The sequence below is a fragment of the Enterobacter cloacae complex sp. ESBL7 genome, from assembly GCF_041679625.1.
Lineage (GTDB): Bacteria > Pseudomonadota > Gammaproteobacteria > Enterobacterales > Enterobacteriaceae > Enterobacter > Enterobacter asburiae_B.
Genome location: NZ_JBGORN010000008.1, coordinates 1 through 12,999, shown reverse-complemented (window position 1 = coordinate 12,999; position 12,999 = coordinate 1). Strand labels below are relative to the sequence as shown.

The window sequence follows — 12,999 nt, the reverse complement described above, 5'->3', positions numbered from 1 at the left end:
CCGTCCATGCTGGTCAGCCAATACAACCATATCCTTGTCGTCCTCTCCTTTGTTGTTGCCATTCTTGCTGCGTATACCGCGCTGAACATGGCTGCACGCGTCGCCGGGAGTGAGGGCGTCGCTGCCCGCGTCTGGCTGGCTGGCGGCGGTATTGCTATGGGGATTGGCGTCTGGGCCATGCATTTTATCGGCATGCTGGCGATGGACCTCTCCATGAGCATGAGCTACAACGCCACCCTGACGGTGCTATCCATGGTCATCGCCGTGGGTTCGTCGCTGTTTGCGCTATGGCTTGTGAGCTGCGAGCAACTACGCCTGCGCCGACTGCTGCCCGGCGCGCTGGTGATGGGGAGCGGTATTGTGGCCATGCATTACACCGGCATGGCGGCGCTGGAGGTGATGCCCGGGATAATCTGGGACAAGGTCTGGGTGGCCATTTCGGTCGTGATTGCGCTTGCCGCTTCACTCGCGGCATTATGGCTGACCTTCCGCCTGCGTCGCGAAGCCGCGCAGGTCGTGCTGATGCGCATGGGTGCCGCCATCACGATGGGAATTGCGATTGCCGGCATGCACTATGCCGGGATGAAAGCGGCGCAGTTTCCGATGTCCACAATGGTTCACCATGAGGGGATTAACGGGAGCTGGCTGGCGGTGCTGGTCAGCGTCGTCGCGCTCTCTATTCTTGGGATCACCCTGCTGGTGTCGATGCTGGATGCCCGCCTTCAGGCTCGCACCGCCCTTCTGGCCTCGTCGCTGGCAGAAGCTAACCGGGAACTCGCTCAGCTGGCGCTACACGATACCCTGACGCGTCTGCCCAACCGTATCCTGCTGGAAGACAGGCTCGATCAGGCCATCAGCAAAGCCGATCGTGAAGGGAATCACTTTGCCCTGATGTTCATGGATCTTGACGGCTTTAAAGCTATCAATGATGCCTACGGCCATGATGTCGGTGACAGGCTGCTGGTCGCCGTTACGCAGCGTCTGCTGCTTCTCCTGAAAGGCCAGTTCACCCTTGCACGCATCGGCGGTGATGAATTTGTTCTGCTGGCAGAGGGAGAAGGTCCGGACGACGCGGCATCGCTGGCGAATTCGCTGGTGCGCGCGATCGATAGCCCCTTCAATCTCAGCCCCTATGAACTGGTGGTGACCCTCAGCATTGGTATCGCGCTGTACCCTCACGACGGCAAAACCGAGCGTGAGCTGATGTTTAACGCCGACGCGGCGATGTATCACACGAAGCATATGGGCCGTAACGGTTACCACTTTTTCCAGCCCTCCATGAACACCCTGGCGCAGACCCATCTCCAGTTAATGAACGATCTGTGGATGGCGATCGATCGCAATGAGCTGCGCCTGCTGTATCAGCCAAAATTTCACGCCCCGGCGGGCCCGGTCCTCGGATTCGAGGCGCTGTTGCGCTGGCAGCATCCTAAGCAGGGGTTACTGACGCCGGACCTTTTTCTGCCGCTGGCGGAAAAAACGGGGCTGATCGTCCCGATTGGCAACTGGGTGATTAATGAAGCCTGTCGCCAGCTGCGGGAATGGCATCTCCAGGGACATCAAAGCTGGTCAATGGCGGTAAACCTGTCGACACTGCAGTTTGAACAACCTTCGCTGGTTAAAACGGTTCTCGACTGCCTGGCACTTCATCAGGTGCCACCGGAAATGTTGATCCTCGAAGTGACGGAAACCACGGCGATGAGCAACCCGGATGAGAGCGTACGCGTGCTGACAGAGCTGACGAATGCGGGGGTAAAGGCCTCCATTGATGACTTTGGCACCGGATATTCGAGCCTGCTGTACCTCAAGCGCTTACCGGCCTGTGAATTGAAAATCGACAGGGCGTTTGTGCAAGAGCTCAGCGGCGAGAGCGAGGATGCCACTATTGTCTCTGCGATTGTGGCTCTCGCTAAAACACTTAACCTGAAAGTTGTGGCTGAAGGTGTGGAAACCGAAGCGCAGCAAGCCTTTTTAACCGAGCTGGGCTGTAACACCCTTCAGGGTTATCTGTTAGGTAAACCCGTCAGCGCGCAGACCATAGAAGCACTTTGTGCCCGAGGGGAAATGTTACCCGGCGCTGAGCAATAAGCACCCTCATCTGGCGACACGCGAATAACCGGGAGTGTCGCCAGTATGCTATCGACCAGAGCGGGAGCCTGCTGATAAAGATTAAAACTGTCGTTATTCATTAACCAGTTTTTAATTATTCCGCTAAAAAAACCGTGGAATACAATCAAGGTGAGATCAACATTCACCTGTGGCGAAATGATGTTTCGCGAAATACAGGTCTCCAGCGTGGCGCGTAGCGTGTCATCGTTGAATCCGATACGCTTTCTGATTTCGCGCTCAGAAATCATATCACTGCTAAATTCACACTTATGATACAGAATTTGTAAAAGCGCACATTGCCGGGGTTGATGGGCAATATACTGCAGAGCAGTAATAAATTGCTCACGAAGTTTTAACAATGGATCGTCACTATCGGAAAAGGAAAGCCTGTCGTGAATAATCTCGCGAAGCGGTAATTGCTGTTCCCAGATGGCATTAAATATTTCAGATTTACTGGTGAAGTGCCAGTAGATTGCGCCGCGCGTCACCTTAGCAGCATCAGCGATATCCGTCAGCGTCGTGCTGGCTACGCCCCGCGTCGCAAACTGTTCGATAGCCGCCTCAATCAGCTGCTGCCGGGTTTGTTGAGCCTCTTCTTTCTTTTTACGCGCCATAGGCAACTACTCGTTACTCACAAGGTTTAAAGGTCATATTGCGTTCATGCAAATGTAAGTATTCACTAAAATCCGTTTTAATTTTGCACAAAAAAAGTCACCCCTCTTGATTTATAATTAATACAAATACATCCAATCAATTAAATTGACGAAATGAATAATTATAAAATATTAAACTCATTTACCTGATTAACATGCCTGAACTATATCCCAGAATGAAGCCGGTCTGATTCTGATTTTCTTCTATAAGCATGGTCATTCGCACTTATAAATTAAAAAACATTAAACACCCTCATTATTATACGCAGCTACATTTTATTTTTATCCCTCTGCCCCTGCTACCGATTCGCGGCATATATCGGTTAATGGGTATTTAAAGGAACAGTAATGACGAATCATTTCAGACTCTTGCCTTTATCCGGTTTCATTGTCTGCACGGTACTGCTCACTGGATGCGATGGTCAGGAAAATCAACAACAGCATCTGCAGGCGCCTCAGGTCAGCGTGCATATTGTGAAAAGCGCGCCTCTGGCCGTCACCACTGAACTCCCGGGCAGAACAGATGCATTTCGCGTTGCGGAGGTTCGTCCTCAGGTTAGCGGCATTATCCTGCGCCGTAACTTCGCGGAGGGTAGCGATGTAAAAGCGGGCGAGTCACTCTACCAGATCGATCCTGCGACCTATCAGGCAGCCTATGACAGCGCGAAAGGCGAACTGGCGAAGGCTCAGGCGGCGGCCAATATTGCACACCTGACGGTGAAACGTTATCTCCCGCTGGTAGGCACCCAGTATGTCAGTAAGCAGGAGTATGACCAGGCCGTGGCGACGGCTCAGCAGGCAGATGCCAGCGTGGTTGCCGCAAAAGCGGGCGTTGAAAGCGCACGTATCAACCTTGCCTACACCAAAGTGACCTCTCCGGTTGATGGTCGTATCGGAAAATCCAGCGTGACCGAAGGGGCGCTGGTGACGAACGGGCAAGCCGCAGCGCTGGCAACGGTCCAGCTGCTCGATCCGATTTATGTTGATGTCACCCAGTCCAGTAATGATTTTATGCGCCTGAAACAGACGAGCCTGCAAAAAGGAGATATCGCCAGCAACGTTGAGCTGCTGATGGAGAACGGGCAGCCCTACCCGCTAAAAGGCACATTGCAGTTCTCTGACGTCACGGTCGATGAAAGTACCGGCTCGATCACCCTGCGCGCCATTTTCCGGAACCCTCAGCATCTGTTGTTACCCGGCATGTTTGTTCGCGCCCGCATTGATGAAGGCACCCAGCCGGATGCGATTCTGGTACCACAGCAAGGCGTGACCCGTACACCGCGAGGCGATGCAACCGTGCTGGTGGTGAACGATAAAAACCAGGTTGAGCCGCGAACCGTCGTGGCCCCTCAGGCAATTGGCGATCGCTGGCTGGTGACGGAAGGGCTGAAAAACGGTGACCGCGTGATAGTCAGCGGGCTACAGAAAGTCAGACCCGGGGTAACCGTCGTCGCCACGCCTGATATCACCACGACGCCAGCCGGTTAAGGGACGACGACATGGCTAATTTCTTTATTCAGAGACCGGTTTTCGCCTGGGTACTTGCCATCATTTTGATGATTGCAGGCGGGCTGGCCATTCTCAAACTTCCCGTCGCACAGTATCCGACCATTGCTCCTCCCGCCGTGGCGATATCCGCGACTTACCCGGGAGCGGACGCTCAAACGGTGCAGGATACCGTGACCCAGGTTATCGAACAGAACATGAACGGTATCGATAAGCTGATGTATATGTCCTCCACCAGCGATTCGGCGGGTAACGTCACCATCACCCTGACCTTCGAGTCAGGAACCGATCCGGACATCGCCCAGGTACAGGTGCAGAACAAGCTGCAGCTCGCCATGCCGCTGCTGCCGCAAGAGGTTCAGCAGCAAGGGATTGGCGTGGAGAAATCCAGCAGCAGCTTCCTGCTGGTCGCTGGCTTTGTTTCAGACAACAAAAATCTCACGCAGAATGACATCTCTGACTATGTCGCTTCGAACGTCAAAGATGCCATCAGCCGAACGTCTGGCGTCGGTGACGTTCAGCTGTTTGGCGCCCAGTATGCGATGCGCATCTGGCTCGACAGCAACGCGATGAACAAATACCAGCTGACGCCGCAGGATATTATCAACCAGCTGAAAACGCAGAACGACCAGATAGCAGCAGGCCAGCTGGGCGGAACGCCGTCCATTCCCGGGCAGCAGCTGAATGCCTCGATCATCGCGCAAACTCGCCTGAAATCACCGGAAGAGTTTGGCCGCGTGACGCTCAAGGTGAATCAGGACGGCTCGATGGTTCATCTGAAGGACGTGGCTCGTATTGAGCTGGGTGGCGAAAACTACAACATGGTCACTAAAATCAACGGGCAGGCGGCAACCGGCCTGGGGATTAAGCTGGCAACCGGGGCAAATGCGCTGGACACCGCGGCAGCCATTAAGAGCAAGCTGGCGCAACTGCAGCAGTTCTTCCCGCAGGGGCTGAAAGTTGTCTATCCCTATGACACCACCCCTTTTGTGAAAATCTCCATTCACGAAGTGGTGAAGACCCTGTTTGAAGCAATCATTCTCGTCTTCCTGGTCATGTACCTGTTCCTGCAAAACCTGCGGGCGACGCTCATCCCGACTATCGCGGTGCCGGTCGTTCTGCTGGGTACCTTTGCGGTTCTGGCGGCATTCGGTTTCTCCATCAACACCCTGACGATGTTCGGTATGGTGCTGGCGATAGGTCTGCTGGTCGATGACGCTATCGTGGTCGTTGAGAACGTTGAACGCGTCATGGTCGAAGACAAACTGCCGCCGAAAGAGGCCACGCAGAAGTCGATGGAGCAGATCCAGGGGGCACTGGTGGGGATCGCCATGGTGCTCTCGGCGGTCTTTATTCCGATGGCCTTTTTTGGCGGCTCGACGGGGGCGATCTATCGCCAGTTCTCGCTGACTATCGTTTCCGCTATGGCGTTGTCCGTACTGGTTGCGCTAATCCTTACGCCCGCACTCTGCGCAACGTTGCTTAAGCCCGTATCCGGCGACCATCATGAGAAGAAAGGTGGCTTCTTCGGCTGGTTTAATGCGCTCTTTGATAAAAGCGTGGAGCACTACAGCAACAGCGTGAGCGGTATTTTGCGTAAGACAGGGCGCTATCTGGCGGTGTACGTCATTATCGTCGGTGGGATGGCGGTGCTCTTCCTGCGCTTGCCTACCTCCTTCCTGCCCGAAGAGGATCAGGGGGTGTTTATGACGATGGTTCAACTCCCGGCGGGTGCAACCCAGACGCGTACTCAGCAGGTCCTCGATCAGGTTCAGGACTACTATCTGAACAACGAAAAGGCGAACGTGGAATCCGTCTTTACCGTAAACGGCTTTAGCTTTAGCGGCCAGGGTCAGAACGCCGGTATCGCCTTCGTCAGCCTGAAGCCCTGGGAGGAGCGCCCGGGGGCGGAAAACGGCGTTGAAGCCATTGTAGGTCGCGCGACGAAAGCATTCAGTCAAATTAAAGACGGCCTCGTGTTCCCGTTTAACCTGCCAGCAATTATCGAACTGGGTACCGCCACGGGCTTCGACTTTGAATTGATCGATCAGGCTAATCTGGGACATACCCAGCTGACGCAGGCGCGTAACCAACTGCTCAGCATGGTGCATGAGCACCCTGACCTGCTGGTTCGCGTGCGCCCTAACGGTCTTGAAGATACGCCTCAGTTCAAGCTGGATGTCGATCAGGAGAAAGCGCAGGCGCTGGGCGTCAGCCTTTCTGACGTCAACCAGACGATTTCGACGGCCTTAGGTGGCACCTATGTGAACGACTTTATCGATCATGGGCGCGTGAAAAAGGTCTACGTCCAGGCCGACGCAAAATTCCGTATGTTGCCGGGAGATATTAATAACCTTTACGTGCGCAGCGCGAATGGGGAAATGGTCTCGTTCTCAGCCTTCAGCAACGCTCGCTGGGTGTATGGTTCACCTCGTCTGGAACGCTATAACGGGATGCCCTCTATGGAGATACTGGGTGAATCAGCCCCGGGTAAAAGTACCGGTGAGGCCATGGCTATGATGGAAAGTCTCGCGGCAAAACTGCCTTCCGGCATCGGTTATGACTGGACGGGGATGTCTTATCAGGAGCGGCTCTCGGGTAACCAGGCGCCTGCACTGTACGCCATTTCACTGATCGTGGTGTTCCTGTGCCTGGCTGCGCTGTATGAAAGCTGGTCCATTCCGTTCTCCGTCATGCTGGTTGTGCCGCTGGGGGTCATTGGGGCTCTTCTCGCAGCGTCGCTGCGCGGGTTAAACAACGACGTCTATTTCCAGGTCGGCCTGCTGACGACGATTGGTTTATCGGCGAAAAACGCCATTCTGATCGTCGAATTTGCTAAAGACCTGATGGATAAAGAAGGCAAAGGCATTATTGAGGCCACGCTGGAAGCCTCCAGAATGCGCCTTCGACCGATCCTGATGACGTCCCTGGCCTTTATTCTTGGCGTCATGCCGCTGGTGATCAGCACCGGGGCCGGGAGCGGCGCGCAAAACGCCGTCGGTACGGGCGTTATGGGGGGAATGCTTTCCGCAACGCTTCTGGCAATTTTCTTCGTGCCCGTCTTCTTTGTGGTTGTTCGACGACGGTTTACTCACCATAAAGAGTAATGTTTCCCTGAAAAGGCACCTCTGGTGCCTTTTTATTTGTAACATAAACAACGAATTAGATTTTACATAAAGGCAGCATTAAGAATATGATGATTTGCATTAAGTAAAAACAGTCTCTTGTAACTCCATAATGTCTCCATTAATTCCTCCTGAAACCGACTTTTCTCCACGATTTTTACAAACTACATAATTTGAGATTATTCCTCGTGTAACGAGGACTTACCCCGGTGGTAAAATAACCTCCAGTTCGTTAATCGCCCTCCTGGCTTTATAGCGGATGAGAAATAATACTGAGGTAACATCATGAAAAGATTCATTTCCGTTGCACTTCTCGCTGCGCTGCTTGCTGGTTGCGCGCACGACTCTCCATGTGTACCGGTTTACGACGACCAGGGCCGACTGGTTCATACCAATACCTGTATGAAAGGCACCACCCAGGATAACTGGGAGACTGCGGGTGCTATCGCCGGCGGTGCTGCCGCAGTAGCGGGTCTGACGCTGGGTATTGTTGCCCTGACCAAGTAACATCTGTTAAGAAAGCGCGGCTCTGGCCGCGCTTTTGCTTTTAATGAGTGCAGTATTTTCAAATAAGTAAAAAAATAGCCCTGTATATATTCGCTAAATTAATCTAAGCCTGAAGTCAGTCACAACTTTTTCGCATACTCATTCAAATTACTTATTCTATCGTGATGATTTTCACACATTAATATTATTGAATACCCTGCCAATATTCACGCTGAAAACTATCTCTTCTTTTTGCTGACCCGACTCAAAACTTTTGCTCCGATTTGTGGCACAGGTTGTAATTTCGCACCGTTTCGGGGCGCTCGTTTTATTTAAGCCTGTCTACACTCAGCATTAAGCGTTCACTTGTCTCTTATTTTGTCGAACGCAAAACTGGCATTACGTTTGCTTTATAAACGTTGGCCAAAGCCACAGACAGGTAAAGCGTTTAAAAACGCCTCTATAACGATAAATTTCGCCACACAGGATGCATTATGAAAAAGACGATGATAGCCAGCCTGGCCGCTGCAGGCATGTTGTTTGCCGTAGCCGGTCAAGCCCATGCGGGAACGACACTGGATGCCGTTAAAAAGAAAGGTTTTGTTCAATGTGGTATCAGTGACGGTTTGCCTGGCTTCTCTTATGCCGATGCGAACGGCAAATTTACCGGTATTGATGTGGATGTCTGCCGTGGCGTTGCAGCCGCCGTTTTTGGCGATGACAGCAAAGTAAAATATACCCCGCTGACGGCGAAAGAACGCTTTACGGCGCTGCAGTCCGGCGAGGTCGACATGCTCTCCCGTAACACCACCTGGACCTCCTCCCGTGATGCAGGCATGGGGATGTCATTTACGGGCGTGACCTATTATGACGGCATCGGCTTCCTGACCCACAATAAAGCCGGCCTGAAAAGTGCTAAGGAACTGGATGGCGCCACCGTTTGTATCCAGGCAGGCACCGATACCGAGCTGAACGTCGCGGATTATTTCAAAGCAAACAACATGAAATATACCCCGGTGACATTCGACCGCTCGGATGAATCGGCCAAAGCGCTGGAATCCGGCCGTTGCGACACGCTGGCCTCTGACCAGTCACAGCTGTATGCCTTACGCATTAAGCTGAGCAACCCGGCAGAGTGGATTGTCCTGCCTGAAGTGATCTCCAAAGAGCCTCTCGGCCCCGTCGTTCGTCGCGGTGATGAAGACTGGTTCTCCATCGTTCGCTGGACGCTGTTTGCCATGCTGAACGCAGAAGAGATGGGCATCAACTCTAAAAACGTTGATGAGAAAGCCGCTAAGCCATCCAACCCTGATATGGCACACCTGCTCGGTAAAGAAGGTGATTTCGGCAAGGACCTGAAGCTGGATAACAAGTGGGCTTACAACATCATCAAACAGGTGGGCAACTACTCTGAGATCTTTGAGCGCAACGTGGGATCGGAAAGCCCGCTGAAGATCAAACGCGGCCAGAACAATCTCTGGAACAACGGCGGTATTCAGTACGCACCACCAGTACGTTAAGTCATAGCTGTAACGGGCACTGCTCCGGCAGTGCCCACTCCAGAGTCATGGTTACTGAGGTTTCTTTATGTCCCATCGCCGCTCAGCCGTAAAAGGATCGCTATCCTTTTCTCATCCCGCGGTCCGCGCCTGGCTATTCCAGATTATTGCTATTGTTGCGGTTGTTCTCATCGCCGTGTATCTCATCCATAACACCATCACCAACCTGAATAACCGCGGCATTACTTCCGGTTTCGCGTTTTTAGATCGCAGCGCGGGGTTTGGTATTGTTCAGCACCTTATTGATTACCAGGAAGGTGACACGTACGGACGCGTGTTCGTGGTCGGTTTACTGAATACGCTGTTGGTATCGGCGCTTTGTATCGTCTTCGCGTCGATACTGGGCTTCTTTATTGGCCTGGCGCGTCTTTCTGAAAACTGGCTTCTGCGGAAACTGTCGACCGTTTATATCGAGACGTTCCGCAATATCCCCCCGCTCCTGCAGATCTTCTTCTGGTATTTCGCCGTACTGCGTAACCTTCCCGGTCCCCGCCAGGCCGTCGACGCGTTTGAGCTGTTTTTCCTGAGTAACCGTGGGTTGTCCATTCCTTCTCCTCAGCCGGGTGAAGGGCTGTACGCTTTTATCGGCGCGATTGTGATAGCGCTTGCGCTCTCTGCGGGGGTATTCCGTTTTAACCGCAAGCATCAGATCAAAACCGGTCAGCTTCGTAGAACCTGGCCCACGGCAGCTGTCCTGATCGTTAGCCTGCCGCTAATAGCACACTGGCTGTTTGGGGCAGCGCTGCACTGGGATATTCCACATCTGCGGGGCTTTAACTTTCAGGGCGGGATGGTATTAATTCCCGAACTGGCAGCCCTGACGCTGGCGCTGTCGATTTATACGTCCGCCTTTATCGCAGAGATTATCCGTGCAGGGATCCAGGCCGTTCCTTATGGGCAGCACGAGGCGGCACGCTCGCTGGGATTACCCCATACCGTGACGCTTCGTCAGGTCATTATTCCGCAGGCTTTACGGGTCATCATTCCCCCCCTGACCAGCCAGTATCTCAATATTGTCAAAAACTCGTCGCTGGCCGCTGCGATTGGTTACCCGGATATGGTGTCACTCTTCGCCGGAACCGTGCTTAACCAGACCGGACAAGCCATTGAAACCATCGCCATCACGATGTCTGTCTATCTGATCATCAGCCTGGTGATTTCCCTGCTGATGAACCTTTATAACCGCCGTATAGCACTGGTCGAGCGCTAAGGATCTATGATGACAAAAGCGATACTGTCGCACTCCTCGCGCCCTGCCAACTCGACAGGTGGACGTTTCATTCTCTGGGCGCGTAAGAATCTGTTCTCCAGCTGGAGTAACAGCCTGCTGACGATTGTCTGCCTGTGGCTCATGTGGGAATTGATTCCTCCCCTGCTGAACTGGGCGTTTTTACAGGCCAACTGGGTCGGTTCAACCCGAGCTGACTGCACAAAAGCCGGCGCCTGCTGGGTGTTTATTCATGAACGTTTCGGTCAGTTCATGTATGGATTGTATCCCCACGAACAGCGCTGGCGGATTAATCTGGCGCTGGTTATCGGCCTGCTCTCCGTCGCGGCCATGTTCTGGAAAAAGCTGCCACATCGTGGACGCTATATTGCTGCCTGGGCCGTAGTTTATCCGATTATTGTCTGGGTACTGTTGTATGGCGGTTTCCTGGGACTGGAACGCGTTGAAACACGCCAGTGGGGCGGGCTGACGCTGACGCTGATTATCGCTTCAGTGGGGATAGCCGGTGCTTTACCGTGGGGGATTTTACTGGCCCTGGGGCGGCGTTCAAAAATGCCGATCGTCCGCGTGCTCTCCGTTATCTTCATTGAGTTCTGGCGCGGCGTACCGCTTATCACCGTTCTGTTTATGTCATCGGTCATGCTGCCGCTGTTTATGGCAGAGGGAACAACCATCGACAAGCTGATCCGTGCCCTGGTGGGGGTGATTCTCTTCCAGTCCGCCTATGTCGCTGAAGTTGTACGTGGTGGTCTGCAAGCGTTGCCTAAAGGTCAGTACGAAGCGGCGGAATCACTGGCTCTCGGTTACTGGAAAACGCAGGGACTGGTCATTCTCCCACAAGCACTCAAGCTGGTCATTCCGGGTCTGGTCAACACGATCATTGCCCTCTTCAAGGATACCAGCCTGGTGATCATCATCGGATTGTTCGATCTCTTTAGCAGCGTGCAACAGGCAACCGTTGACCCTGTCTGGCTGGGTATGTCCACCGAAGGATATGTCTTTGCTGCCCTGATCTACTGGATCTTTTGTTTTAGCATGTCGCGCTACAGCCAGCATCTGGAAAAGCGCTTTAACACCGGGCGTACACCGCACTGAGGAAATTATGAGCCAAATAACTATGACACCCGCCGACGCGATGATTACGCTGGAAAATGTGAATAAATGGTACGGACAATTTCATGTCCTGAGGGACATTAATCTCAAGGTAAAGCAGGGAGAACGCATCGTCCTTTGCGGCCCTTCGGGCTCCGGAAAATCCACAACCATTCGCTGTATTAATCATCTTGAAGAACATCAGCAAGGACGCATTGTGGTTGATGGTATCGAGCTGAATGAAGATATCCGCAATATCGAACGCGTACGTCAGGAAGTAGGAATGGTATTTCAGCACTTTAATCTGTTTCCGCACCTGACCGTTCTGCAGAACTGTACGCTTGCACCGATTTGGGTACGAAAGATGCCGAAAAAGGAAGCGGAGGCATTGGCAATGCACTACCTTGAACGCGTACGTATCGCAGAGCATGCCAATAAGTTCCCTGGCCAGATATCGGGTGGCCAACAGCAGCGTGTGGCTATCGCCCGTTCGCTGTGTATGAAGCCGAAAATTATGCTGTTTGATGAACCGACATCTGCCCTCGATCCGGAAATGGTGAAAGAGGTTCTGGACACCATGATTGGGCTGGCACAATCCGGTATGACCATGCTCTGTGTGACGCATGAGATGGGGTTTGCGCGAACCGTGGCCGACCGGGTGATCTTTATGGACCGCGGCGAGATTGTTGAACAGGCGCCGCCGGATGAGTTCTTTGCCCATCCGAAGTCAGAACGTACGCGAGCATTCCTGTCACAGGTAATTCATTAGGTGTTTGCTCTGCCGGGTGGAGGCTCGCCTTACCCGGCCTACCTTTTTTCGCCCATAAACGCAAAAAGGCCATCCTTTCGGATGGCCTTTTCACTTATTTGATGTCTGGCAGTTCCCTACTCTCACATGGGGAGACCCCACACTACCATCGGCGCTACGGCGTTTCACTTCTGAGTTCGGCATGGGGTCAGGTGGGACCACCGCGCTAAAGCCGCCAGACAAATTCTTTTACTTCTTGCCGAACTTTAACCTAAGTATAAAGTGGTGCTGATACCCAGAGTCGAACTGGGGACCTCACCCTTACCAAGGGTGCGCTCTACCAACTGAGCCATATCAGCACGCTAAATTTGATGCCTGGCAGTTCCCTACTCTCACATGGGGAGACCCCACACTACCATCGGCGCTACGGCGTTTCACTTCTGAGTTCGGCATGGGGTCAGGTGGGACCACCGCGCTAAAGCCGCCAGGCAAA

Annotated in this window: 9 protein-coding genes, 1 tRNA gene and 2 rRNA genes; 8 read left to right on the top strand and 4 right to left on the bottom strand. The window is 53.2% G+C overall.

Annotation, left to right across the window (positions count from 1 at the left end; translation table 11 throughout):
• Window positions 1-6 precede the first annotated feature (6 nt).
• Complete coding sequence (locus tag ACERY3_RS19940) at window positions 7-2,088, top strand: bifunctional diguanylate cyclase/phosphodiesterase (protein WP_064673384.1); 2,082 nt, start codon at window positions 7-9, stop codon at window positions 2,086-2,088.
• Here ACERY3_RS19940 and envR read toward each other — a convergent pair.
• Window positions 2,004-2,723: an acrEF/envCD operon transcriptional regulator gene (envR, locus tag ACERY3_RS19935; RefSeq protein ID WP_373226357.1), complete on the bottom strand. Its 720-nt coding sequence runs from the start codon at window positions 2,721-2,723 to the stop codon at window positions 2,004-2,006. The genes ACERY3_RS19940 and envR overlap by 85 nt on opposite strands.
• A 387-nt stretch (window positions 2,724-3,110) precedes the next feature.
• Here envR and ACERY3_RS19930 point away from each other — a divergent pair, with 387 nt between their 5' ends.
• The 7 genes from ACERY3_RS19930 (at window position 3,111) to ACERY3_RS19900 (ending at window position 12,527) form a co-directional block, all read left to right on the top strand.
• Complete coding sequence (locus ACERY3_RS19930; protein ID WP_373226355.1) at window positions 3,111-4,250, top strand: efflux RND transporter periplasmic adaptor subunit; 1,140 nt, start codon at window positions 3,111-3,113, stop codon at window positions 4,248-4,250.
• 11 nt (window positions 4,251-4,261) lie between these two features.
• Window positions 4,262-7,375, top strand: a complete 3,114-nt coding sequence (locus ACERY3_RS19925; protein WP_058841653.1) for an efflux RND transporter permease subunit — start codon at window positions 4,262-4,264, stop codon at window positions 7,373-7,375.
• A 303-nt stretch (window positions 7,376-7,678) separates the two neighbouring features.
• Complete coding sequence (locus tag ACERY3_RS19920) at window positions 7,679-7,900, top strand: lipoprotein (RefSeq protein WP_008502867.1); 222 nt, start codon at window positions 7,679-7,681, stop codon at window positions 7,898-7,900.
• A gap of 473 nt (window positions 7,901-8,373) precedes the next feature.
• Window positions 8,374-9,399: an amino acid ABC transporter substrate-binding protein gene (locus ACERY3_RS19915; RefSeq protein WP_023333654.1), complete on the top strand. Its 1,026-nt coding sequence runs from the start codon at window positions 8,374-8,376 to the stop codon at window positions 9,397-9,399.
• Between the two features lie 67 nt (window positions 9,400-9,466).
• Window positions 9,467-10,648 carry an amino acid ABC transporter permease gene (locus ACERY3_RS19910; RefSeq protein ID WP_023309438.1) on the top strand — a complete coding sequence of 394 codons (1,182 nt, stop codon included), beginning with the start codon at window positions 9,467-9,469 and terminating at the stop codon, window positions 10,646-10,648.
• A 9-nt stretch (window positions 10,649-10,657) separates the two neighbouring features.
• On the top strand, window positions 10,658-11,761 hold the full coding sequence (locus tag ACERY3_RS19905; protein WP_058841654.1) for an amino acid ABC transporter permease: 1,104 nt from the start codon (window positions 10,658-10,660) through the stop codon (window positions 11,759-11,761).
• A 7-nt stretch (window positions 11,762-11,768) separates the two neighbouring features.
• A complete protein-coding gene (locus ACERY3_RS19900) occupies window positions 11,769-12,527 on the top strand; it encodes an amino acid ABC transporter ATP-binding protein (RefSeq protein ID WP_023309440.1) in 759 nt (252 codons plus the stop codon).
• A 103-nt stretch (window positions 12,528-12,630) separates the two neighbouring features.
• On the opposite strand, the gene rrf (ACERY3_RS19895) is transcribed toward ACERY3_RS19900, so the two are convergent.
• The 3 genes from rrf (ACERY3_RS19895) to rrf (ACERY3_RS19885) form a co-directional block, all read right to left on the bottom strand.
• Window positions 12,631-12,746 (bottom strand): 5S ribosomal RNA (gene rrf / locus ACERY3_RS19895).
• Between the two features lie 43 nt (window positions 12,747-12,789).
• Window positions 12,790-12,865, bottom strand: a tRNA-Thr gene (locus ACERY3_RS19890).
• Window positions 12,866-12,879: 14 nt separating this feature from the next.
• Window positions 12,880-12,995 (bottom strand): 5S ribosomal RNA (gene rrf / locus ACERY3_RS19885).
• Between the last annotated feature and the right edge of the window lie 4 nt (window positions 12,996-12,999).

Excerpts from the sequence above, each read along its gene's own strand:
- ACERY3_RS19940 (WP_064673384.1), top strand. The coding sequence starts at position 7 with ATGCTGGTCAGCCAATACAACCATATCCTTGTCGTCCTCTCCTTTGTT.
- envR (WP_373226357.1), bottom strand. The coding sequence starts at position 2,723 with ATGGCGCGTAAAAAGAAAGAAGAGGCTCAACAAACCCGGCAGCAGCTG.
- ACERY3_RS19930 (WP_373226355.1), top strand. The coding sequence starts at position 3,111 with ATGACGAATCATTTCAGACTCTTGCCTTTATCCGGTTTCATTGTCTGC.
- ACERY3_RS19925 (WP_058841653.1), top strand. The coding sequence starts at position 4,262 with ATGGCTAATTTCTTTATTCAGAGACCGGTTTTCGCCTGGGTACTTGCC.
- ACERY3_RS19920 (WP_008502867.1), top strand. The coding sequence starts at position 7,679 with ATGAAAAGATTCATTTCCGTTGCACTTCTCGCTGCGCTGCTTGCTGGT.
- ACERY3_RS19915 (WP_023333654.1), top strand. The coding sequence starts at position 8,374 with ATGAAAAAGACGATGATAGCCAGCCTGGCCGCTGCAGGCATGTTGTTT.
- ACERY3_RS19910 (WP_023309438.1), top strand. The coding sequence starts at position 9,467 with ATGTCCCATCGCCGCTCAGCCGTAAAAGGATCGCTATCCTTTTCTCAT.
- ACERY3_RS19905 (WP_058841654.1), top strand. The coding sequence starts at position 10,658 with ATGACAAAAGCGATACTGTCGCACTCCTCGCGCCCTGCCAACTCGACA.
- ACERY3_RS19900 (WP_023309440.1), top strand. The coding sequence starts at position 11,769 with ATGAGCCAAATAACTATGACACCCGCCGACGCGATGATTACGCTGGAA.